Raw genomic sequence first — 25145 nt, 5'->3', positions numbered from 1 at the left:
AATATATGAAAAAAAGGAAAAATCAATTTAATAGATTTGTTTCGCTTTGCTTAATAATGATAATTATTTTCGTATCTATTGTGTCAAGGCTTGTATTTCTTCAAATTGTAAAGGCGGATGAATATAAAGACAAAGCAAATACTAAGGCTATTAGTGAGCTTCAAGAGTATGCACCCAGAGGTAAGATACTTGCAAATGATGGAGTAACTCAACTTGCTACTAATGTTCAAAGTTATAATGTTACTTTTACAGTAACAGATGAGAGCAATAAAAATTTTTTTGATACTATGGATATTGTATTTAAAATATTAGATGAAAATAATGAAATACAAAAAGATGATTTTGAACTAAAAGTTAATCCATTTAGATTTGAATTTAAGGCTCAAGATGAAGATGCAAGAAAAAATGCAGAAATTAGATTTAAAAGAGACAGGGGATTAAATGAGAAGGTTCAAAAGGAACTTTTTAAAGATAAAAGTCAAGATGAACTTACAGAAGAAGATGAAGATAAAATTAATGAAGAACTTTTAAAAATTACTCCTGAAGAAACTTTTAATTATCTTGTTAATCAATATATGGTTTCTCCTGAAGGAATATTTAAATATATCATTGAAGGATATAAAGATAGTCCAGATGATGTATTAAATAAAATACATGAAAGATATAAAATTAATATTGATGAAGAGCTTAAAACAATGCTTAAAGAATATTCTACAACTACTAAAAGTAATGAAAAAGAAGATATTTTTAACAAGCTCTTATTAAAATGTAAAGTAGAAGATACAAAACTTTCAAAAGATAAACAAATTGAACTTGAAAGAAGATATATACTAGTAAAAGATGCTATAAAAATGCAGAGTTTTTCAAGCTATAAACCTGTAGTTATTGCAAGTAATATCAAGAAAGAAACTGCTTTTATATTTTCTCAAAAACTTAATGACTTACCTGGACTTGATATATCAATGCAGCCTATGAGAAGCTATCCATTTGGAGAATTAGCATCAGCTGTAATTGGATATATTTCAAAGATAGGTAATAATAATGATAAATATGAGGAAAAAGGATATGATGTAAATACTGATTATATAGGTATACAGGGTATTGAAGCTGCATTTGAAGATAGATTAAAAGGCTCAAAAGGAGGAAGAATTGTAAAGTTAAATAGATATGGAAGAGTTATAGAAGAACTTGGAAGAAGAGAGCCTTATCCTGGTCAAACAATACAGCTTACTATAGACAAAAATGTTCAATATGCAGCAGAAACAGCCTTAGATAAAGTTATGCTAAATTTACAAAAACAAGGGAGAGTAGGAGATGTTAATACATCTAATGCTACAAGAGGTGCAGCTGTAGCAGTAGATGTAAACACTGGTGCAATACTTGCACTTGCTTCAAGGCCTGGATTTAATCCAAATGATTTCTCTAACCCAAGTGGGCTTAGTACTGAAAAATTTAAAAAATATTTTGATCCAGATTATGTAACGTATGGTAAGTCCAGAAGATTAAGTAATTCTATGATAGAAAAACTTTTTCCGATAAATAGTAAAACAAATAAAAGATATGATAAATATGATTTTGTCCCAAAATATCTTTATAATTATGCAACTTATGCATTAGTACCTCCAGGTTCAACATTTAAACCTATGACTGCTATAGCAGGACTTGAATCAGGAGCTATTGATAAAAACTTTACTATTTTTGACAATGGAACATTTACAGGAGTTGATGGAAAAACATATAACAAATTTCCACGATACGGTAATATAAATTTAACACAAGCACTAGCTGTATCAAGCAATCCATATTTTATGACTGTTGGTGATAGGTTGTTAAAATTATCTAACTATAAAAATTATGATATTTTAGCACAATATGCTTGGAAATTCGGCTTAGGAGTCAAACCAAATTCTGGAATAAAGCCTACTACAGGTATAGAAATTGGAGAGAATTTTGGGCAGGTATTTAATAGCTGGAGTAATAGTAATAACTACGCAACAAATTATTATTTTGTAGTTAGAGATGTTTTAAAATCTGGTAAAAGCACTAGAGGAGGTAAAAACTTTACTCCGATTTATATAGAAGAAGAGCCTGGAGATACTCAAAAGGTATTGCTTTTAAAAAAAGAATTTGAAGAAAAAATAAAAGAAATTATAAGAACAGGTGGATTTTTAAATAAAGAAATAGGTAATAATGCATATAAAAGAGACAGTTATGTTTTAAAAATCTATACTGAATATTTAACTAAGTTAATAGAAGCAGATAGCAGATATAAAGATAAAAATATATCCAAAGATGAAATAAATAATATTGCCAATGAAATGTTAATGGTAACAATATATGATGGATATATACAAAGTACATTCCCATTTAATATGTATATTGCAGCTATTGGACAAGGTAATAGTAATTTTACTCCGCTTCAACTTGTCAATTATGTTGCAACTATAGCTAATGGAGGTAATAGATATAAACTTCATTTAGTTGATAAAATAATGGATTCAGATGGTAACATTATAGAAGAAAATAAACCAGAAATTGTAGAAAAAACCAATGTAAAAAAATCTACACTTGATGCTGTTATAGCAGGTATGCAAGCAGTTACAGGTGAAGATGGTACGGCAAAAGCAGCGTTTAGAAATTTTCCAATAGCTACTGCTGGTAAAACAGGTTCAGCAACGTATAATGAAAATATTCAAGACGAAGTTGGAAGAACATCTTATGGTGTTTATGTAGGTTTTGCTCCAGTAGAAAATCCTAAAATTGCCGTAGCTGTACTTATATTTGATGGAGGTCATGGAGGGTATATTGCTCCTGTAGCTAGAGCAATGTATGAAGCTTATTTTAAAGAAGAATTAGATGCTATGGGATATACTCCACAATTTGACGTTATAGCTAAAAAAATTGAATAAAAAATAAAATTAGACGGCATTACCGTCTAATTTTATTTTTTATTTTTAATTTTAAAGAAGGATTTTAACAAAATTTGTTGAATTATAAAATTATGCCCTTTGCTTGGAGGTTTGTTATGTTAGATGACAAAATAATTATTAAAGGAAATAAAGATGGATTACATGCAATTATAAATATGAATAAATTTAAAGATTTTGATGAAATGATTGAATACCTTATAGAAAAATTATCGAAAGGGAAAAAATTTTATAAAGGCAGTACTCTTAAAATAACTACTGAACTTAAATATATAAGTGAAAGAGAAGTAAGCAAACTTAAAGATGTTTTATTTGATGAATTTATGATAAAAGATTGTATCTTTGAAGATAAAGAAGAAAAAAGCAGTAAATTTTTTTCAGGGATATATGAAGGGCGTACTAAATTTTTAAGAAAAACAGTTAGGAGTGGTCAATGTATAAATTATAGTGGTAATGTTGTAATTATTGGCGACGTAAATTCAGGAGCAGAAGTTTTTGCTGGTGGAAATATAGTTGTTCTTGGTTCGTTAAAGGGGCATGTTCATGCAGGATTTGGAGGTAATGATAAGGCAATTATAGCAGCATTTAGGTTACAGCCAGAAATTCTTCAAATTGCTGATATAATGACTCGTTCTCCAGATGATGCCATAAAGCCTCAATATCCAGAGATTGCTAAAATAAAAGATAATACTATAATTGTAGAGCCATACTTATTTAATAAGTTTATATAAAATAGGAGGTATTTATTAATGGGAGAATCAATAGTGGTTACTTCAGGTAAAGGTGGAGTAGGTAAAACAACAACAACAGCAAATATAGGAACAGCATTAGCTAGTATGGGGAAAAAAGTTGTTGTTGTTGATGGAGATACAGGCCTTAGAAATTTAGATGTTTTAATGGGACTAGAAAATAGAATTGTGAATACTTTAATTGATGTTATTGAAGAAAGATGTAGATTAAAATCAGCACTTATAAAAGATAAAAGGTTTAGTAATTTGTTTTTACTTCCAACAGCTCAAACTAGAGACAAAACAGATGTTGAACCTAAAAAAATGCTTAAGCTAATAGAAGAGCTTAAGGATGAATTTGATTATGTAATGATAGACTCTCCTGCAGGAATTGAGCAAGGTTTTGAGAATGCAATAATAGGGGCAGATAGGGCTATAGTAGTTGTAAATCCAGAATTAACTTCTGTTAGAGATGCAGATAGAGTTATTGGTAAATTAGACGCAAAAGGATTAGAAAGACATGAACTTATTATAAATAGAATAAATTATGATATGGTAAAAAAAGGGGATATGCTTGATATAAATGATATATTAGAGTGTTTAGCTGTTAAACTTATAGGAGTCGTACCTGATGATAAAAATGTAACAGTATCAACTAATAAAGGAGAACCTATAGTATTAGATGATACAGCTGTTTCAGGACAAGCATTTAAAAACATAGCTAAAAGAATTATGGGAGAAGAAGTTCCTTTTATGTCTTTAAATAGCGAAGAAAGCGGCTTTTTACATTCACTTAAAAAATTTTTTCTAAAATCAAGATAGGGAGGGGAGTGTTATGGATATTTTTAAAATTTTTTCATCAAAATCTTCTCCAAAAGAAGTTGCAAAGGAGAGATTGCAACTTATATTAATTCACGATAGGGCGGATTTTTCACCAGAACTTTTAGAAAATATAAAAAGTGAAATATTTAATGTTTTAGCAAAATATGCGGAATTTGATACTTCAGATATAGAAATTAAATTGACGCATACAGAAGAAAATAATAATTCTTCACCAGCTTTAGTTGCAAGCATACCTATTAAAAGAACTAAAAAAATCTAAATATTGGCTATGTATAATTTAAATATTATACATAGCTTTTTTATGTATATATTGATATAATATAATTTATTAGTGGAGGGAGATTAATGTTAGAGAAATTTAAGATAAATAATAAGCTCTTAAAAGAATTGGATTACACTATAATAATTATTTCAATTATTATAGTACTTTTTGGAAGTATTAATATATATAGCGCTACTAGAAAATTTGGTTTTCATTATTTTAAATTACAACTTATCTGGCTTTTTATTGCTTTAATTTTAGTATATTTTATTTTGCTTTTTGATTATTCTTTTTTAATGAATTACGCTGGAATAATTTATTGGGCTTCTATAATTTTATTAATTATAAATGATACTTTAGGTAAGGTAACCAATGGAGCTAGATCTTGGATTGCAATAGGCAATAGAGGTATACAGCCTTCAGAATTTGCTAAAATAGCAATTATAATAATGCTTGCAAAAAAACTTGAAGATATGGAAGGAAATATTAATAATATAAAAAACTTTATTTCTCTGTGTTTTTATGCCGCCCTTCCTATGTCTTTAATAGTTATTCAACCAGATATGGGAATGACTATGGTTTGCTTTTTTATAGTACTTGGTATATTTTATACTGCAGGTTTAAATACAAAAGTAATAGGATGGGGATTTTTAGGAATTATAATTGTTATAGCAATTGCATGGAATTCTATAATTCCTCCATATATGAAACTTAGATTAACATCATTTTTAAATCCTGAAGCAGATGAACTTGGATCAACTTTTCAACTTACAGCCTCTCTTATTGCTGTAGGTTCTGGTGGAATTTTTGGTAAAGGATTTTTAAAAGGAACTCAAATATCTGGAGGATTTATTCCTGAAGCTTTTACTGATTTTATATTTGCTGTTGTAGGCGAAGAATGGGGACTAGTTGGTGCAATAACTTTAATTGTATTATATGCTATATTACTATATAGATTTATTAAAATAGCAAGTACATCTAAAGATATATTTGGTTCTATAATATGTATAGGTGTTGTTTCATCATTTTTATTTTCAATACTACAAAACATTGGAATGAATATAGGAATTATGCCTATAACGGGAATTACTCTTCCTCTTATGAGTTATGGAGGGAGTTCGATGGTTACAAATTTCATAGCTATTGCTTTAGTTTTAAATATAGGAATGAGAAGAAAAAAAATTAATTTTTAAATATAAAAATATGTTTAAATATAGGGGGAATTAACTATGAAGATAGCATTAATAGCTCATGATAAGAAAAAAGATGATATGGTAGAATTTGTCCAAAGATATAAAGATGTATTTAATCAACATGAACTTTTTGCAACAGGAACAACAGGAAGAATTATAAGTGAAAATACAGGACTTAAAGTTCATAGATTTTTATCAGGACCATTAGGAGGAGATCAGCAGATTGGAAGTAAAATTGCTGAGGGAGAAATTAATTTTGTTATATTTTTAAGAGATCCATTGACTGCTCAGCCTCATGAACCAGATGTAAGTGCTTTACTTAGACTTTGTGATGTGCATCATGTTCCTTTAGCTACCAATATAGGATCTGCAGAAATTTTTTTAAAAGCCCTCATTAATCATAAATAAAAATATTATAACAAGTAAGTTACAGTAAAACAAATATTTATCTAACTTATTTAATAAATAAAGCCATGTATAAAAATGCGATATGCTCTTTATATAAACAGTTTAAATAATAAAACTGTTTATATAAATAGGGTAAGCTTGCTATTTATACATGGCTTTTTATTTATGTTAAATGTATTTATGTGTTTTTATACAGATTATTTTTTTGGAATATTAATTTATTTATTAAAATATATATAAGTAGTAAAAAAACTAGTACGGAGGAATTTAAAATGGGAAACTATAATTCACAATATGAAAGTTATTATAGTAGTTTGATAAATAAAAAGAAAAAAAAGGATTATTATAATTATAAATCAAATGATAGTTCCATATTCAAATTTGATAAAAATTATATATTTAAAAGACTTGTAAGAGAACTCATTGGAGTATTTATATTGTTTATTTTTGTAATTAGCTGTAAAACTTTAGTTACACCAAAAACAAAAGAAATTTATAGTTATTCAAAAAAAATAGTAAATGAAAATTTAAATTATAATTCTGTATTAGCTTCTGCTAAAACAATAAATTTAAAAAGCATAGAAGAAAAATCTATAAATTGGATAGAAAACATAAAAACAAAACTTACAGGAGAGAAGATTATTAAAAATAAAATAAATAATGAATTTATATTACCTGTAGAAGGATCTATAATTTCAAAATTTGGAGAAGAAATTACTAATTTAAATGGTGAAAAAAAAGTTCACGAGGGAATTGATATAAGCATAAATAATAATTCTGAAATTATATGCCCTTATGAAGGAAAAGTTAAATCTATTGGAGAAGATAAAAGTTTAGGTAAATATATAATAATAGATCATGGTAATGGTATTGAAACTAAATATGGAGCTTTAGGTGATATTTTAGTAAAAAATGAAGAATTATTAAGTAAAGGTACTGTAATAGGAAAAAGCGGCAGTAATAATGAATCTAAATCGCCTCATTTACATTTTGAACTTATGTACATGGGTGAAAACAAAAATCCTGAAGAATATATAAATTTTTCTCAAAAATAAATAGCCCTTAAGCAGCAATTTCAATTGGAGGCAGCTTTGATAAAAGTAAATAAATTTTTTTTCCCATATTTTATATTTCTTATTCTTATTGGTTTTAAAGGTCAAATTATAATGGCCTTTTTAATTGTTATATTTCATGAATTTGTTCATTATTTTACTTCATTAATTTTAGGATTTTCAGGTTTTGCTATAGAAATACTTCCAATTGGAGCAAGATTAGCTTTAAAGGGAATTGATGAAGTTTCTCCTAAACAAGACATAATAATATCTTTATCAGCACCATTATTTAATTTGATTATGGCTATATTTTTTTATTATTTATATAAAAATTATAAATTTAATTACAGTTTTTTGTTATATAAGGGAAATTTAACATTAGGTATTTTTAATTTAATACCTGCATTTCCTTTAGATGGAGGGAGAATACTTCGCAGTATTTTAAGTTTAAAAACTATATATAAAAAGGCAAATGAAATTACCATTAAAACAAGTATTATACAAGGTTTAATACTTCTATGTATTTCTATAATATTAATAATATTTAATATTAATAATATAAATATTATAGCTATAGCTTTACTTATTTTATATTCTTCAAAAAAAGAAAAAGAAAGGATAGTTTATATTATTATGGGTGATATTATAAAAAAAAAGTATAAATTTTTAAAACAAGGATATATAGAAAATAAAAATTTATCTATAAATTATAAAAACGATTTAATTACTGCATTAAGTATAGTAGATAAAAATAAATATATTATATTTACAGTTCTTGATAATGATATGAAATTTATGGATATAATTTATGAAGAAGAATTAATAGAAGGTTTAAAAATTCATGGGAATATAACTATAGAAGAATTTATAAACATAAGGGAAGAAAACATTTATTAAATAAGCTATTAAATAATCTATCTTTATGTTAAAATATCATAGATGTTTTTATTTATAATGAATTTATGTATATAACATAGGAGGAAATTCGATGAATAAAATAACTGATGATATATTATATAAAGTTTCTAAACCGGCAAGGTATATTGGAGGAGAATTTAATTCTTACAATAAAGACATAAATAAAGTAGACATACGATATGCATTTTGCTTTCCAGATGTATATGAAGTAGGCATGTCTCATTTAGGGACTAAAATATTATACCATGTGCTTAATGAAAGAGAAGATACATTTTGTGAAAGAGTTTTTGCTCCATGGCCAGATATGGAAAAACTTATGAGAGAAAATAATATTGAAATTTATGGGCTTGAAAGTAAGGATTCAATAAGAAATTTTGACTTTTTAGGGTTTACTCTTCAATATGAAATGAGTTATACAAATATTTTAAATATATTAGATTTAGGTAAAATACCTATAAGAGCATCACAAAGAGGTGAAGAATATCCTATTGTAATGTGTGGTGGCCCTTGTGCGTATAATCCTGAACCTCTTTATGATATTGCTGATTTTTTTGTAATAGGTGAAGGAGAAGAAATTATTAATGAAATTTTAGATGTTTTTAAACTTTATAAAGGTAAAAGCAAAAAAGAATTTTTAAAAGCTGTGTCTAAAATTGAAGGAATATACGTACCAAGCTTTTATGAAGTATCTTATAATGAAGATGGAACTATAAAAAAATTTGAACCAATATATAAGGATATCCCTAAAAAAATAAAAAAGAGAATTATAACAAATTTAGATGATAGTATTTATCCTGATAAGTTAATTGTGCCATATATAGAAATAGTTCACGATAGAATTATGCTTGAAACTTTTAGAGGGTGTACAAGAGGCTGCAGATTTTGTCAAGCAGGAATGATTTATAGACCAGTAAGAGAAAAGACTACATCTAAATTAATAAAGCAAACAGAAGAATTAATAAATAAAACAGGATATGAAGAAGTTTCATTAACTTCTCTAAGTATTTGTGATTATTCTGATATAGAAAATTTAGTAGCTTCAATGATTATGAAATATAAAGATAAAAATGTTGGAATATCTTTGCCTTCTTTAAGAATTGATTCTTTTTCGGTTGATTTAATTAAGGAAATACAAAAGGTTAGAAAAACTGGCCTTACTTTTGCACCAGAAGCTGGATCTCAAAAGATGAGAAATGTTATTAATAAAGGTGTAAGTGAGGAAGATTTGATACGCTCTGTAAAAAGTGCTTTCGAGTCTGGATGGTCAACTATAAAACTTTATTTTATGATAGGTCTTCCTTATGAAACTATAGATGACGTAATTGGGATTGCTGATTTAGCTAATAAAGTTTGTGATGAATATTTTAAAATTCCTAAAAATATTAGGAATAAAGGACTTAAAGTAACTGTAAGTACATCGATATTTGTTCCAAAGCCTTTTACTCCATTTCAATGGGCAGCTCAAGATAAAAGAGAGTCAATTAAAGAAAAAATCAATGCTATAAAAGACAATATAAATAAAAAATTTGTAACTTATAATTGGCATGATTCTTTAGTAAGCAATTTAGAGGCAATTTTTGCAAGAGGGGATAGAAGACTTTGCGATGTTTTAATAACTGCATTTAAAAAAGGTGCAAAATTTGACGGTTGGTCTGAATATTTTAATTATGAAATTTGGGAAGAAGCTTTTAAAGAATGTAATGTAGATGGAGATTTTTATACTTATAGAGAAAGAAATTATGAAGAAATTCTTCCTTGGGATTTTATAGATATAGGCGTTAAAAAAGAATTTTTAATAAATGAAAATGAAAAAGCTAAAAATGCAAGTTTAACACCAGATTGCCGATTAGGATGTGCAAATTGTGGTATAAATATAAACTTTAGAGAAGGGAAGTGTTTTGAAGGTGCGATATTTAATAAAATTCACTAAAGAAGCGGATATTAAGTTTATATCTCATCTTGATTTAATGAGAACATTACAAAGAATAATAAGGAGAGCAGAGCTTCCAGTAGAATATTCTAAAGGATTTAATCCACATATGAATATGTCTATTGCACAGCCTCTTTCAGTAGGAATGTACTCATCTGGAGAATATATGGATATAGAACTAAAGAATCTTTTAAACGAAGATTATATTTTAAAAATTCTTAATGAAAATGCACCTTCAAGTATTAAATTTATAGCTGTAAAATTAGTTCCAGAAACTAATAATGGTAAAAAAATACCTCAATCCATGGCTTTAATTGATGCTGCAAAATATATAATAAAAATGAAATATGATAATACAGTAAATTTAAAATATGAAATTGAAGAACTTTTAAAAGAAGAAAAATGGGAAATATTAAAAAAAAGTAAAAGTGGAGAAAAAAATATAAATATAAAAGAATTTATAAAAAACTTTAAATATGAAATAAAAGAAAATGGAATCGAAATAATATGCATTATAGCTTGCGGAAGTAAAAAAAATCTTTCTAGTGATTTGCTAGCTCAATTCATTATAAATAATACTAGCTATGCAAATAAAAATGCTTTTATAGATATAAAAAGAGAGGAATTATATGTAGAAAAAGGGAGCGAAATTATTCCTCTAATAGATTTTATAAAATAGATGGAGGATTTTTATCCTCCATTTATAATTAAAATTTATATTAAATTATATTAAAAAAATAACTTAAGAAGGTGCATTTTTATGAAACAGATATTTATAGAAAGACGAGAAAAACTAATTAGAATAGCTGTAAGAAATGAAGAAAGATTGCAAGAATGCTTTATAGAAAAAATAACTAAAGAGCCTTATTTTGGAGATATATATAAAGGTGTAATAAAAAATATAGTCCCAGCTATAAAATGTGCTTTTATAGATATAGGATATGAAAAAAATTGTTATATGTATCTTGATAAAAAATTTAATAATTTAAAATTTAAAAAAAATCAAGAGATTTTAGTGGAAGTACTAAAAGAAAGTACGGGGGAAAAAGGTCCTAAAGTTACTAATGCTATTACTATACCAGGCAGATATGTAGTTTTAGAAACATTAAATAAAAATCTTAGTTTTTCTAAGAAAATTTATAATAATGAATTTAAAGAATATATAAAAAAATATATTCAAATGCCTGATGAATTAGGAGTTATGATTAGAACAAATGCTCAAAAAGTTTCTATAGATATTATAAACAAAGAAATTAAAAATTTATATGAAACATATAAGTGTATAACAAAAGAATTTAACTATTCTTCTAAATTAAAACTTATTTATAGAGGACAAGATATAATAAGTAAAGTATTAAGAGATGTATTAGATGAATATACTGAAACAATAATAGTAGATAATGAAAAAGATTATGAATTTATAAATGACTTTTTAAAATTTAGTGAAGATGTAAATTGTTTAGTAAAGCTTCATAAAAATAGAAAAACATTATTTAATTATTATGGTATTGAAAAAGAAATATTAGAGCTTAGAAATAAAAAAGTATATTTAAAAAATGGCGCTAACATAGTTATAGAAAAAACTGAAGGAATGTATGTAATAGATGTTAATTCGGCTCAAAATATTAAAGAAAGTTCAATAAAAGATACTGCTTTAAGTACAAATATAGAAGCAGCTTTAGAAATAGGAAGACAAATAAAGCTTAGAAATTTAAGTGGTATAATTATTATAGATTTTATAGATATGGATAATGTAGATGATAAAAGAAAAATTGTTGAAATTTTAACAGAATCTTTTAAAGAAGATAAAAATAAAACAGTAATTTATCCTTTTACAGAATTAAATTTGGTTCAAATTGCCAGAAGGCAAAAGGGCAAATCTATTCTTGAATATATTGAAGAACAATGCGAATGTTGTGGCGGAACAGGAAAACAATTAAGTTTTTTATTTTTAACTAATCTTATAAAAAATGAAATATTTGAAAAATGTTATGAATTAAATACTAAAGATATATATATTGAAGTTTCAAATGTATATAAAGAAAATATAATGTCAGACGTATATAAATTTATTCAAGATATAGGATGTTTAGATAAATCGATATATGTAAATTTTGTTAATAATTTAGATTATTTTAAAGTAGAGCCTTTAATATTTTCAAAACAGATAGAAAAAATGCAAAAATTCAAGATATTTGGCTAAATATTCTTTACAAAAAATAATACATGTGTTAAAATGGCTTTTGTAGACCGCACACGTAAGGTTTTTTTAAAACACTTATTTTTAAGTGTACCTGGGATGGCGAGACTGGATAGAGGAGGTGTATTTTAATGTACGCAATAATAGCTACTGGAGGAAAACAGTATCAAGTTAAAGAAGGAGACGTTATTTACGTTGAAAAACTAGCAGGTGAAGTTGATGAAACTATAGAATTAAAAAATGTTCTTGCAGTTTCTAAAGAAGAAGGGTTAGTAGTTGGAAAACCTGTAGTTGAAGGTGCTTCTGTTGTTGCAAAAGTATTAGGTCAAGGTAAGGCTAAAAAGATCATAGTTTTCAAATATAAGAGAAAAAAAGATTATAGAAGAAAACAAGGTCATAGACAACCTTACACTAAGCTTTTAGTTGAAAAGATTAATGCATAATATTATGATTAAGGTGTTATTTAAAAAGAGATCTAATAATATAATATCTGTTAAAATAAGTGGTCATGCTAATTCTGTAAATGAAGGTTATGATATGGTTTGTAGTGCAGTTTCTGCAGTTTCATTAACCATAGCTAATGGTATTACGGAAGTAGTTAAAGTAAATCCTTATTTATCCATTGAAGATGGATTTTTAAGTATGGATTTTATGGGACTTGATTATAAAGATATTGAAAAATGTCAGATATTATTGGAAACATTATTTATAGGTTTAAAAAGTATTGAAATGAGTTACGGTGATTATATAAATATTGAAGTAGAGGAGGTGTAGCGCGATGTTGGTTATGAACCTTCAGCTATTTGCTCATAAAAAAGGAGTAGGAAGCTCAAGAAACGGTAGAGATAGTGAATCTAAAAGACTTGGTGTTAAATGCGCTGATGGACAATTCGTTCTTGCAGGTAATATATTGGTTAGACAAAGAGGAACAAAGCTTCATCCAGGATTAAATGTTGGAAAAGGAAGCGATGATACTTTATTTGCTAAAATAGATGGCATCGTAAAATATGAAAGATGCGGTAGAGATAAAAAAAGAGCAAGTGTTTATCCAGTTGATTTAGTAGAAGTTGAAGAAGCTTAATAATACCAAAGCACCCTTTACGGGTGCTTTTTATAATGGTGGACTTAAATATTATTAATTAATAAAAAATATTCAATATAACTTCTATAAAAAATATAATTTAGTTAATAATATAGTGTAAAGAATTTGAAAAATAAACCTAATAGGTGTTTACATATATTTTTATTATAAGCTAAAGTAGAAAATTTTTGGGATTGAACCCTTGATGCTTTAGGCTTAAATATATTTTTATTACAAATTAAAGAGGTGATATTAAAATGTTTATAGATAGAGCTAAAATATTTGTAAAATCAGGTGATGGAGGAGATGGTGCTGTTTCTTTTAGAAGAGAAAAATATGTTCCTCTTGGAGGTCCTGATGGTGGTGATGGAGGAAACGGCGGGGATGTAATTTTAGTAGCTGAGTCAAATATGACTACTCTTTTAGATTTTACATATAAAAGAAAGTATATAGCTGAAAAAGGAGCCAATGGCTCTGGCTCTAACTGTTTTGGAAAAAATGGTGAAAATCTATATATAAAGGTTCCAACTGGTACTATAATTAGAGATGTAGAAAGCAATAAAATAATGGCTGATTTAGCTCATCCTGGCGATAGTATAGTTGTAGCTAAGGGAGGTAGAGGAGGTAGAGGGAATGCTAGATTTGCAACTTCTACAAGGCAGGCTCCTAATTTTGCAGAACCTGGAATGCCAGGAGAAGAACGATATATAGAATTAGAGCTTAAGCTTTTGGCTGATGTAGGGCTTATTGGATTTCCTAATGTAGGTAAATCAACATTACTTTCTGTGGTATCTAAGGCAAAGCCTAAAATTGCAAATTATCATTTTACTACTTTAAAGCCTAATTTAGGTGTTGTTGATGTTCCTGGAATTAAAAGTTTTGTCATAGCAGATATTCCAGGTATTATTGAAGGAGCTTCAGAAGGCGTAGGCCTAGGGCTTGATTTTTTAAGACATATAGAAAGAACAAGATTACTTATACATGTAGTAGATATTTCTGGTATTGAGGGCAGAGATCCATTTGAAGATTTTATAAAAATAAATGAAGAATTAAAAAAATATAGTATAAAACTTTGGGATAGACCTCAAATTATTGCTGCTAATAAGAGTGATATGCTTTACGATGAAGAAGTTTTCGAAAATTTCAAGAAAAAGGTAAATGAACTTGGATATAATAATGTGTTCAAGATATCCGCTGCAACTAAAAAAGGACTTGATGAACTCTTAAAAGAAACTGTAAGAATTTTGGATACAATACCAGTAACGAATTTGGAAATAAGTGAAGATGAATGGTTTGTTAAAGAAGATAAAAAATTTACTTATAACATAAAAAAAGAAGATGGAGTTTACATTGTTGAAGGAAGTTTTGTGGATAGACTGCTCAATAGTGTAAATATAAATGAGCCAGATTCATTAAAATATTTTCATAAAGTTCTTAGAAACAAAGGAATTTTAAAAGAACTTATAGAAATGGGAATAAAAGATGGAGATACAGTTAGACTTAATGATTTTGAATTTGAATTTTTATTATAATTTATTGGAGGATTTAAAATATGATAACAAGTAAGCAAAGAAGCTATTTAAGATCTCTCGCAAATAAATTAGATCCTATTTTCCAAATAGGAAAATCAGGATTAGATGAAAGCTTTTTGAATCAAGTTGATGAGGCTTTAGAAGCAAGAGAACTTATTAAAATTAACATATTAAATAATAGCGGATATGAAGCAAGAGAAGCTTTAGATATAATATGCAAGGAATTAAATTGTGAAGGAATTCAAGCAATTGGGAATAAAATAGTACTTTATAGAAAATCTAAGAAAAAACCTAAAATAGAGCTTTTATAATAAATAATTAGCATGTATAAAATAAAGTTTTAAGGGTATTTAATAATTAAAACTTATTAATATAATACATGCTAATTTTATTAATTTAATTATATTACTAAAGTTTTAAATATTAATATATTTTCCTGTTAAAATAATAACTTTATCTATTAAAATAAAGATTTACTATAAAATCTAAAAATTTATTTGCTACTCATTTTAGTTTGAATTATTATTTTAATAAAATATATATATTTTTGTTTCATCTATTTATAAGTAAAAATATTATATCTATGTAATATTATAATTATTTAATAAAATATTTACTTTTATTTACAATTAAAATACAAATTTTTAAATTTTATAAATTGTATGTTGAAAGTTATTTTATAGCTTACTGTGCTTTGATTAAATTATAATTATATATACTAAAAAGAGTATAAAAATTCTATTTTGCAAGGAGATAACAATATGATAAAAAAAGGTATATTTGGAGGAACGTTTGATCCCATACATAATGGACATCTTTATATAGCACATGAAGCAATAAATATATTAAAATTAGATTATATTATTTTTATGCCATCAGGAAATCCTCCTCACAAAACAGATAAAAAAAAGACCGATGCTAATATTAGATATGAATTAGTAAATATGGCTATTAAAAATGAGAAAAAATTTATATTAAGTGATTTTGAAATTAAAAATAAAGGTTTAAGTTATACATATAAAACTGTGGAATATTTTAAAAGATTAGAGCCAGAAACTATTTGGTATTTTATAACTGGGGTAGATTGCCTTATGGATATAAATAAATGGAAAAATGTAGACAAAATATTGGAAAATTGTAAGCTGGTTGTATTTAATAGGATTGGCTATAATAAGGAGAACATTTTAAAACAAAAAGAAAAAATAGAAAAAATATATAAAAAGGAAATTATATTTTTAGATATACCTCTTTTTAATGTATCTTCTACTCAAATAAAAAATATGATAAAAGAAGGAAAAGATGTAAGTTTTCTTCTTCCAACTAATGTATATAACACTATTTTAAAACTTAATTTATATAACATGGAGTGAATTTAAAATGTGGAATAAAAATCAAATAATTAAATTTTTAGAAAAAAATTTAGATAAACAAAGATTTGAGCATAGTTTGAGAGTAATGGATACAGCAGAAAAACTTGCAATACATTATGGAATAAATGTTGAAAAAGCAAAGATTGCAGGTCTTATACATGATTGTGCTAAAAATATGAATGATGAAGAAATGAAAAATATTATAATAGATAATAATTATAATTATAATGATATATATATAAAGACAGCAGCCTTAATGCATGGATTAGTTGGCGGGATTATAGCTAAAAATATTATGGGAATCGAAGATCAAGAAATATTAAATTCAGTAATATATCATACTACAGGTAGAGAAAATATGAGTATGTTAGAAAAAATTATTTATATATCAGATTATATAGAACCTATGAGAAAATTTGAAGGAATAGAAAATATTAGAAATATGGTTTATAGAGATTTAGATGAAGCACTATTATTAACTTTTGATAGAACTATTAATTATATAATATCTAAAGGACAACCACTTCATTTAGACACTATTAAAGGTAGAAATTTTCTTATAATGAAGAAATGCAGGTGAATATAATATATGGATAATTTTTTAATTTTTAAGGTATGTGAAAAAGAAGATGGTTTAAAGCTTAGAGAATATCTAAAAAAAGTAGCTAAGCTCTCAGGAAGACTTATTAGAGGAGCTGCACTCCACGATAAAATAAAGGTAAATGATAAAATAGTAAAACTTAATTATATTTTAAAAAAAGATGATATTATAACATTTGATGTAACTAAAGAAGAAAGTCAGAATATAGAACCAGAAAAAATGGAAATAGAAGTTGTGTATGAAGATATGGATGTAATAGTCGTAAATAAGCCTTCTGGGATTGTTGTACATCCTACTAAAAGTTATCCTAATGGGACTCTAGCTAATGGACTTTTATATTATTTTAAAGAAAAAAATGAAAATTGTATAGTAAGGCTAGTAAGTAGACTTGATATGGACACTTCAGGATTAATTTTAATTGCCAAAAATCAATTTTCACATATGGCTTTAGCAAGAGATATGCAAAATGATAATTTTAAAAAGAATTATTTAGCTATAGTACATGGAAAATTAAAATCAAAGGAAGGTACAATAGATCTGCCTATTTATAGGCCTGAAAAAGATAGTATAAAAAGAATTGTAGATTATAGAGGTCAAAAAAGTATAACACATTTTAATGTTATTGAAGAATTTAATTTAGGAAGTTTAGTTAAGCTTACTCTTGACACTGGAAGAACTCATCAAATAAGAGTTCATTTAAGCTATATTGGAAATCCTATTTATGGAGATAGTTTATATGGAACGGATAAAGATGATATATATATAAAAAGGCAGGCATTACATGCTTATAAGTTAGCTTTCCCTCATCCAAGAACTGGAGAGATAATAACTTTAGAAAGTAATCTCCCAAAAGATATGCAAGAATTAATAAAAAAATTAAGTAATATCAATTAAATATAGGGTTTCAAAGTTAAATTTAATTTTGAAACCCTATATTATTAAAAACAATATATATTTTAAATAACATCTAATTTTCTTTTTTTTTTAATAATAAAAGTTAATATAGATATTATTAAAAGTATTGATATACCATATAAAGCTATATTAAATTTACTTTTATTTGATATAAGTGATTGTTTCAAATTAGAAGTATATTTATAGTCTACTGTACTTACTAATTTAAGATTTGGTAATATGTTTCCATTTAAATTTATAGATGCTTCTGCTATTATATCTCCTTTTTTAAAAGTTTTGCTTTTTATATTTGGTTCCAATAATTTAAATTCAGGTTTAATATTGGAGCCTTTTTCTTTGATATAATAATAATCTTCATAGGCAGCAAGTGGTATAACTAAATTGTTTTGAGATAATGTAGTTACAATATCACCTTTTTTAAATAAAGATACTACCTCAAAATTATTAAATCCATAATTAAATAATTTTACACTATCTTCATAATAACTTTTTGTGTTGCTATGTACTAGAGCTAAAATAAGCCTATGGTTGTCTTTAATTGCACTTGCTACATATGAAAATCCAGATTGAGTTGTATAGCCTGTTTTACCGGCTTCAGCTTCTTTATAGTAGTATTTAGAGTTTTTTTGAATTAATTTATTTTCATTGGCTAAATATATTCCTTCTGGATGTTTATTTGTAGGTGGTATTTTATAAATAAAAGTAGAAGCAATTTCTCTAAATTCGGGATGTTTCATAGCTTCATTTAAAATAATAGCTAAATCTTTAGCTGACGTTTTATGGTTATTATCATAAAGACCATGTGGATTAACAAAATTAGTATTTTCGCATCCAAGTTCTTTTGCCCTTTTGTTCATAAGCTTTGCAAAAGTATCCGTAGAACCGCTTATATGTTCTGCAAGAGCCTCAGCACAATCGTTTCCAGATAAAAGAAGCAATCCATATAATAAATCTTTTGCTTTTATTTCTTCACCTTCAAATATTCCAATTTTACTTCCATCTACATAAGGAGTTTTTTTGCTAACTGTAATAACATCATTTAAATTTATATTTTCAATAGTTAAAAGAGCAGTCATAATTTTTGTAGTTGATGCAGGTGGATATGCTGTATTCATATTTTTAGAGTATAATATAGTGCCAGTATCAGCATCCATCAATACTGCACCATCAGAAGCAACAGAAGGTGGAAGAGTATTTGCAAAAACTATATAATTTTTATAATTAAAAGCTAAAATAAGAAAAATACATAATAAAATAAAAAATCGTTTCATTTTTGCCTCCTTGTATGTAATTAATCTAATTATATCAAAAAATGTTTAAATAAGCGATAAAATTTTAAAAAATTGTCAATAATCAGTAATGAAATTAATATTTACAAAGTAATGGAGGAAATATTATGAAGACAAAACAAAAAATTATTGGCTCAGTAGTTATATTAGTAATGCTTATAATTTTTTTAGTTATAGGATTAAATTTAAACAAATCTAAAAATTTAAAGTTAAATGAAGATGATATATTTGTTGAAAGTACTTTCAATGAAAATAATCAAAAAAATGAAGAGAAAATTATAACAGTATACATAAAAGGTGAAGTAAAAAAACCAGGAGTTTACAGATTAAAATATGGTAGTATAGTAGAAGACTTAGTTAAAGAGGCGGGTGGATTTACAGATGAGATAAATCCAGATAGTAAACTAAATTTAGCCAAAAAATTAAAAGATGAAGATTATATATATGTAGATAAAAAGACAGATAATGCAAATAATATTAAATCTACAGGAATTTTAAATGGAGTAGCTTCAGAAAATAATAAAATAGATATAAATACTGCTACTATTGAAGAATTAGATAAAATACCTGGAGTAGGGGCTGTTACAGCTCAAAAGATTGTTGATTATAGAGAAAAAAATGGATATTTTAATTCTATTGAAGATTTAGATAAAATAGATGGCATAGGTAAAAAAACTATAGATAAATTTAAAGACATAATAGACATTAGATAATTAATACTATAAAATATAATTTATTAGTATATAATTTTTGTAAGGAGGGGTTATTTTGGAGAAAAGATTAACAGAAATGACAAGAACTTCTGGATGAGCAGCTAAAATAGGGCCGGAGACCCTTTCAACAATTCTGGATAAAATTCCTAAAATGGAAAATAAAAATTTAATAGTAGGTATAGAAACATCAGATGATGCAGCTGTTTATAAATTAGATGATAATAATGCCATAATACAAACTTTAGATTTTTTTACTCCTGTAGTTGATGATCCATATACTTTTGGACAAATTGCTGCTGCAAATGCTTTAAGTGATATATATGCTATGGGAGGGAAACCTTTAGTAGCATTGAATATTGTTTGTTTCCCACTATGCCTTTCTTTAGATATATTAGCTGAAATATTAAAAGGTGGAGCAGATAAGGTAATTGAAGCAGGTGCTGTAGTTGTTGGAGGACATACTGTTGATGATAATGAGCCTAAATATGGATTATCTGTAACTGGAATTGTTCATCCTAAAAAAATACTTAAAAATTTTGGGTGCAATATAGGAGATATTGTTATTTTAACAAAGCCTTTAGGAACTGGTATAATAAACACAGCAATCAAAGGAAGAATAGTTAATAAAAATGCATATAATGAAGCAGTAAAAGTTATGTCTACTTTAAATAAATATGCGGCAGAAATAATAACAAATTATAATATAACTGCTTGTACTGATATAACTGGTTTTGGACTTTTAGGCCATAGTTATGAAATGGCTTGTGCTTCAAATGTAACTTTAAAATTTTATAAAAATAATATACCATATATAAAGGAAGCAAAAGAATATGCACAAATGGGATTAGTGCCACAGGGTACTTACAATAATATTGCTTATTTAGAAGGCAAATATGAACTTAAAAATATACCTGAATGGTTTTCAGATATATTATTTGATCCTCAAACTTCTGGAGGCTTATTATTTTCTTGCAGTAATAATATAGGTGAAAAAATAATTACTGATCTTAATAATGCTGGAATAAAGGCAGAAATTATTGGAGAAGTATTACCTTTAAAAGAAAAATACATAATAGTGGAATAATAGTAATTTAATTTCAGAAAGGAGAAAATTATTATTTAATGAATAATAAAGAATTACTTAGAAAACTTCCTAAGATAGATGAAATGCTTAAAGAAGATATAGTAAAAAAGGAACTTTCAAGTACTACAAGATCAATTGTGATTGAAAGCTTAAGAGAAGCTATAGATAAATTTAGAAATGACATTATTTTAGGAAAAATTAAAGAATTTAACAATAAAGACATTTTAGATTGTTTTTATAAAAAAATACAAAGAAAAAAAATTCCTAAATTAAGAAAAGTAATTAATGCTACAGGAGTTATCCTACATACTAACTTAGGAAGATCCATATTATGTAAAGAAGCAATAGAAAATGTAATATCAATTTCTGGCGATTATAATAATTTAGAATATAACATTGAATCTGGAGATAGGGGATCACGATATAGTCATGTAGAAGATTTAATAAAAAAGATAACAGGAGCAGAGGCTGCTGTGGTTGTAAATAATAATGCAGCAGCTGTAATGCTTATATTGAACACATTTTGTAATAATAAAGAAGTAATAGTATCACGGGGACAGTTAGTTGAAATAGGTGGATCTTTTAGAATTCCAGATATAATGAAATTTAGTGGAGCAAAGCTTGTAGAGGTAGGTACTACTAATAGAACTCATTTATATGATTATGAAAACAACATAAATGAAAATACAGGAATGCTTTTAAAAGTACACACTTCTAATTTTAAAATTATGGGATTTACAAAAGAAATACCTTTAGAAGATCTTGTTTCATTAGGTAAGGCATATGATATACCTGTTGTAGAAGATATAGGAAGTGGTGTACTTGTGGATTTTTCTAAATATGGATTTGTATATGAACCTACTGTTATGGATAGTATTAAAAAAAATGTGGATATAGTTACTTTTAGTGGAGATAAAATGCTTGGAGGACCTCAAGCTGGTATCATAGCAGGCAAAAAAATATATATTGATAAAATAAAAAAAAATCAGCTTATAAGAGCACTTAGAGTTGACAAAATGACTTTGGCTGCACTTGAAGGAACATTAAAATGTTATTTAGATGAAGAATATGCTATAAAAAATATACCTACTCTTTATTCCATTTTGACTCCTAAAGAAATACATAAAAAAAGAGCACAAAATTTAAGGAATAAACTTAAAAACCAAAATGTAAATTTAGAAATAAAGATTGAAAAAGACTATTCTATAGTAGGTGGAGGAGCTATGCCTTCAGAAAAAATAGATACTTATGTACTTAAACTTAAAAGTGATATATATAGTGCAGAAGAAATAGAAAAAAGATTAAGAGAAAATTCAGTCCCAATTATAACAAGAATATATAATGGAGAAGTTTATATGGATTTAAGAACAATTTTTGATAGAGATTTTAATTTAATTGCTGACTCATTAAAAAAATTATTTTAATGGTGATAAATATGAAACACATTGTAATAGGTACAGCGGGTCATATAGATCATGGTAAGACTACACTTATAAAAGCTTTAACAGGTAAAGATACAGATACTTTAAAAGAAGAAAAGGAAAGAGGTATTTCTATAAATCTCGGATTTACATTTTTTGATTTGCCTTCTGGGAAAAGAGCTGGAATTATTGATGTACCTGGACACGAAAAATTTATAAAAAATGCATTAGCCGGAGTAAGTGGAATTGATGTAGTTTTACTAGTTATAGCCGCAGATGAAGGAATAATGCCTCAAACAAAAGAACATTTTGAAATATTACAGCTTTTAGGTATAAAAAAAGGTATTATAGTTATTACGAAAGTTGACTTAGTAGATAAAGAATGGCTTAAAATGCTTAAAGAAGATATTAATGATTATTTTAAAGATACTTTTCTTCAATATGCTCCTATTCATTTTGTTTCTTCGAAAACTGGTACTGGCATTAAAGAATTAGTAAATGATATAGATAAAATTACAGAAGAAGTAGAAACTAAAGATATAGAAGGTTTTTTTAGGATGCCAATAGACAGAGCTTTTACAGTAAGCGGGTTTGGAACAGTAGTAACAGGTACTATAATAAGTGGTAAAATAAAAGAAGGAGATATTGTAGAAATATATCCATCACATATTTTATCTAAAATAAGAGGAATTCAAGTGCATGAAAATCAAGTTGAATTTGCAGAAGCAGGACAAAGATGTGCTATAAATTTATCAAATATAAAATTAAATGAAATAAAAAGAGGGGATGTTATAGCCACTAAAAATACAATGGCTCCATCACTTATAACTGATTGTTCTTTTTACTATTTAAAATCTTGTGAAAAACCTCTTAAAAATAGGCAAAGAGTAAAACTTTATCATGGTACAAATGAAATTTTATGCAGGATTATAATACTAGATAAAGAAGAAATATTGCCAGGAGAAAAATCTTATGTGCAGCTTAGACTTGAAGAACCTTTAACAGCGCAAAAAAACGATAAATTTGTTATTAGAAATTATTCTCCTATGTATACATTAGGGGGAGGAACAATAATAGAACCGCTAGCTAAAAAAGCAAAAAGATTTGATAAAAATTATATAGAAGAATTAAATATTAAAGAAAGTGGAAATTTTGAAAGTATACTTGAAAAAACTTTAGAAAAAATAAGCTATGAATATCCAAATATTAATACAATATCAAAATCTATAGGTAAAAATGAGATAAATATACAAAATAAACTAGAAGAATTAGTTCAATGCAAAAAAATAATTAAGCTTATATCACTGGACAAACCTATTTATATTCATAAAAATTTTATAAAACATAAAAGTGAAGAAATAGAAAAGTATTTGATACATTTTCATAAAAATAATCCATTAAAAATTGGAGCTTCTAAAGAAGAAATAAAAATTAAAATTTTTGGTAAAAACATAAAACAAAAAATTTATGATGAAATATTAGAAATTTTAAAGAATAAAAAAATTATAAATATTAATGGAAATTACATTTTCTTATATAATTTTAAAGTAAAATACAATAAAGAAAATCAATTAATTAAAGATAAAATAATAAATTTATATATGAATTCTAAATATATGCCGCCTAAATATGATGAAATAGTTCAAAATAAAAAAGATTTTAAAATAGTATATGATTCACTTATAGATAGTGGTGAACTTATAAAGGTTTCAGAAGATTATATATTGTTAAAAAAGCATTATGAATATGCAAAAGAAATAGTAATTAAATTTATAAATGAAAATGGAAATATATCAGTTGCAAAAATGAGGGATATGTTAAATACTAGCAGAAAATATGCAGTAATATTATTAGAACATTTTGATAATATAAAGCTTACTAAAAGATTAGGAGATATTAGAGTATTATATAAAAAATGATTTTATAATATTGACTTATTATATACTTTAATATAAAATTATAAAATATAATAAGGGAATAGATAGGTACTGGTGTGCCTGCCAGTCTTCAAAACTGTGCAGTCGTGCTAATAACACGATTGGTGGGTTCGATTCCCACATGTTCCCGCCAAATATAAAAATAATCTGATAAAAATTTTTTGTCAGATTATTTTTATATACAGCTAATAAATTAAAATTTATTAAAAAATCTAAGTTGAGCATTAATATAGTCTTTTTCAAGTTCTAAAATTATAATAGAATGCCATCTTTTCTTTTTTTTACTTGTGGGAGTACCAGGATTTAGCATTAATGTTTTATCTATGAATTTTATTATAGGTTCATGACTATGACCAAATATTATTACATCTAATTTATCTTTTTTAAATACTTCATATGCATTATCTATTGTGATATTGCTTTCTCCAATACCATGATATATACCTATTTTATAGCCATTAAGTTTTATAATTTCCTTTTCTTTTAGTTCTTTTCGTATTTTATTTCCATCATTATTACCATAAACACCAATAAATTTTTTATGCTTTTTTATTGCTTCAATTACTTTAATATTTCTATAATCTCCAGCATGAATTATCAAATCTATGTCTTTAAAAAATTTTTCTATAAGTATATCAATTATATATATATCTTTTGAAATATGCGTATCAGATATTATTCCTATTTTTATTTTTAACACCTCCAAGTTAATTAAATAATTATAAAATATTTATTTAATTT

At 25.9% G+C, this 25145-nt stretch carries 25 protein-coding genes and 1 tRNA gene; 24 read left to right on the top strand and 2 right to left on the bottom strand.

The window, feature by feature from the left end:
* Positions 1–5: 5 nt before the first annotated feature.
* The 19 genes from EGD97_RS02445 to EGD97_RS02355 all read left to right on the top strand — a co-directional run bounded on the left by EGD97_RS02445 (position 6) and on the right by EGD97_RS02355 (position 17939).
* Positions 6–2909 carry a penicillin-binding transpeptidase domain-containing protein gene (locus tag EGD97_RS02445; protein ID WP_228201961.1) on the top strand — a complete coding sequence of 968 codons (2904 nt, stop codon included), beginning with the start codon at positions 6–8 and terminating at the stop codon, positions 2907–2909.
* A 116-nt stretch (positions 2910–3025) separates the two neighbouring features.
* Positions 3026–3658, top strand: a complete 633-nt coding sequence (minC, locus tag EGD97_RS02440; protein ID WP_078681452.1) for a septum site-determining protein MinC — start codon at positions 3026–3028, stop codon at positions 3656–3658.
* 18 nt (positions 3659–3676) lie between these two features.
* Positions 3677–4477 (top strand): septum site-determining protein MinD, encoded by an 801-nt coding sequence (minD, locus tag EGD97_RS02435; RefSeq protein WP_078681453.1) that lies wholly within the window; start codon positions 3677–3679, stop codon positions 4475–4477.
* A gap of 13 nt (positions 4478–4490) precedes the next feature.
* The gene (gene minE / locus EGD97_RS02430) at positions 4491–4757 is read left to right on the top strand and encodes a cell division topological specificity factor MinE (RefSeq protein WP_078681454.1); all 267 of its coding nucleotides are present in this window, start codon (positions 4491–4493) and stop codon (positions 4755–4757) included.
* An 86-nt stretch (positions 4758–4843) separates the two neighbouring features.
* The gene (gene rodA, locus EGD97_RS02425; protein WP_078681455.1) at positions 4844–5953 is read left to right on the top strand and encodes a rod shape-determining protein RodA; all 1110 of its coding nucleotides are present in this window, start codon (positions 4844–4846) and stop codon (positions 5951–5953) included.
* A gap of 36 nt (positions 5954–5989) precedes the next feature.
* Positions 5990–6361, top strand: a complete 372-nt coding sequence (gene mgsA, locus EGD97_RS02420) for a methylglyoxal synthase (RefSeq protein ID WP_078681456.1) — start codon at positions 5990–5992, stop codon at positions 6359–6361.
* 272 nt (positions 6362–6633) lie between these two features.
* Complete coding sequence (locus EGD97_RS02415) at positions 6634–7416, top strand: M23 family metallopeptidase (protein ID WP_078681457.1); 783 nt, start codon at positions 6634–6636, stop codon at positions 7414–7416.
* A gap of 36 nt (positions 7417–7452) precedes the next feature.
* On the top strand, positions 7453–8310 hold the full coding sequence (locus EGD97_RS02410) for a M50 family metallopeptidase (protein ID WP_078681458.1): 858 nt from the start codon (positions 7453–7455) through the stop codon (positions 8308–8310).
* A gap of 91 nt (positions 8311–8401) precedes the next feature.
* On the top strand, positions 8402–10261 hold the full coding sequence (locus tag EGD97_RS02405; RefSeq protein WP_078681459.1) for a TIGR03960 family B12-binding radical SAM protein: 1860 nt from the start codon (positions 8402–8404) through the stop codon (positions 10259–10261).
* Positions 10230–10940 (top strand): TIGR03936 family radical SAM-associated protein, encoded by a 711-nt coding sequence (locus EGD97_RS02400; RefSeq protein WP_180376942.1) that lies wholly within the window; start codon positions 10230–10232, stop codon positions 10938–10940. The genes EGD97_RS02405 and EGD97_RS02400 overlap by 32 nt, the downstream gene beginning before the upstream one ends.
* Before the next feature lie 81 nt (positions 10941–11021).
* Entirely contained in the window at positions 11022–12464 is a 1443-nt protein-coding gene (locus tag EGD97_RS02395; protein ID WP_078681460.1) for an Rne/Rng family ribonuclease, read from the top strand.
* Positions 12465–12592: 128 nt separating this feature from the next.
* Positions 12593–12904 (top strand): 50S ribosomal protein L21, encoded by a 312-nt coding sequence (gene rplU, locus EGD97_RS02390; RefSeq protein ID WP_078681461.1) that lies wholly within the window; start codon positions 12593–12595, stop codon positions 12902–12904.
* 4 nt (positions 12905–12908) lie between these two features.
* Positions 12909–13235: a ribosomal-processing cysteine protease Prp gene (locus EGD97_RS02385; RefSeq protein ID WP_078681737.1), complete on the top strand. Its 327-nt coding sequence runs from the start codon at positions 12909–12911 to the stop codon at positions 13233–13235.
* A gap of 4 nt (positions 13236–13239) precedes the next feature.
* Positions 13240–13542, top strand: a complete 303-nt coding sequence (gene rpmA, locus EGD97_RS02380) for a 50S ribosomal protein L27 (protein WP_078681462.1) — start codon at positions 13240–13242, stop codon at positions 13540–13542.
* 257 nt (positions 13543–13799) lie between these two features.
* Entirely contained in the window at positions 13800–15074 is a 1275-nt protein-coding gene (gene obgE / locus EGD97_RS02375; protein ID WP_078681463.1) for a GTPase ObgE, read from the top strand.
* Positions 15075–15094: 20 nt separating this feature from the next.
* Complete coding sequence (yhbY, locus tag EGD97_RS02370) at positions 15095–15385, top strand: ribosome assembly RNA-binding protein YhbY (protein ID WP_078681464.1); 291 nt, start codon at positions 15095–15097, stop codon at positions 15383–15385.
* Between the two features lie 450 nt (positions 15386–15835).
* On the top strand, positions 15836–16444 hold the full coding sequence (gene nadD / locus EGD97_RS02365) for a nicotinate-nucleotide adenylyltransferase (RefSeq protein ID WP_078681465.1): 609 nt from the start codon (positions 15836–15838) through the stop codon (positions 16442–16444).
* A 7-nt stretch (positions 16445–16451) separates the two neighbouring features.
* The gene (gene yqeK / locus EGD97_RS02360) at positions 16452–17024 is read left to right on the top strand and encodes a bis(5'-nucleosyl)-tetraphosphatase (symmetrical) YqeK (RefSeq protein WP_078681466.1); all 573 of its coding nucleotides are present in this window, start codon (positions 16452–16454) and stop codon (positions 17022–17024) included.
* 9 nt (positions 17025–17033) lie between these two features.
* Entirely contained in the window at positions 17034–17939 is a 906-nt protein-coding gene (locus EGD97_RS02355) for an RluA family pseudouridine synthase (protein WP_078681467.1), read from the top strand.
* A gap of 62 nt (positions 17940–18001) precedes the next feature.
* On the opposite strand, the gene EGD97_RS02350 is transcribed toward EGD97_RS02355, so the two are convergent.
* A complete protein-coding gene (locus EGD97_RS02350; protein WP_078681468.1) occupies positions 18002–19231 on the bottom strand; it encodes a D-alanyl-D-alanine carboxypeptidase family protein in 1230 nt (409 codons plus the stop codon).
* 125 nt (positions 19232–19356) lie between these two features.
* On the opposite strand from EGD97_RS02350, the gene EGD97_RS02345 reads away from it, so the two are divergent.
* The 5 genes from EGD97_RS02345 to EGD97_RS12345 all read left to right on the top strand — a co-directional run bounded on the left by EGD97_RS02345 (position 19357) and on the right by EGD97_RS12345 (position 24537).
* Complete coding sequence (locus EGD97_RS02345; RefSeq protein WP_078681469.1) at positions 19357–19962, top strand: helix-hairpin-helix domain-containing protein; 606 nt, start codon at positions 19357–19359, stop codon at positions 19960–19962.
* A 76-nt stretch (positions 19963–20038) separates the two neighbouring features.
* Positions 20039–21046, top strand: coding sequence for a selenide, water dikinase SelD (gene selD, locus EGD97_RS02340; RefSeq protein ID WP_078681738.1), 1008 nt, complete (start codon positions 20039–20041; stop codon positions 21044–21046).
* A gap of 38 nt (positions 21047–21084) precedes the next feature.
* Positions 21085–22470 (top strand): L-seryl-tRNA(Sec) selenium transferase, encoded by a 1386-nt coding sequence (selA, locus tag EGD97_RS02335; RefSeq protein ID WP_078681470.1) that lies wholly within the window; start codon positions 21085–21087, stop codon positions 22468–22470.
* A gap of 11 nt (positions 22471–22481) precedes the next feature.
* Positions 22482–24386: a selenocysteine-specific translation elongation factor gene (selB, locus tag EGD97_RS02330; RefSeq protein WP_127836414.1), complete on the top strand. Its 1905-nt coding sequence runs from the start codon at positions 22482–22484 to the stop codon at positions 24384–24386.
* A gap of 54 nt (positions 24387–24440) precedes the next feature.
* Positions 24441–24537, top strand: a tRNA-Sec gene (locus tag EGD97_RS12345).
* A gap of 60 nt (positions 24538–24597) precedes the next feature.
* Here EGD97_RS12345 and EGD97_RS02325 read toward each other — a convergent pair.
* Entirely contained in the window at positions 24598–25104 is a 507-nt protein-coding gene (locus EGD97_RS02325) for a YfcE family phosphodiesterase (RefSeq protein ID WP_228201960.1), read from the bottom strand.
* Between the last annotated feature and the right edge of the window lie 41 nt (positions 25105–25145).

The sequence above is a fragment of the Clostridium prolinivorans genome, from assembly GCF_004011155.1.
GTDB lineage: Bacteria > Bacillota > Clostridia > Clostridiales > Clostridiaceae > Clostridium_AT > Clostridium_AT prolinivorans.
The sequence above is the reverse complement of the archived record's forward strand: the minus strand, read 5'-3'. Positions and strand labels throughout refer to the sequence as shown.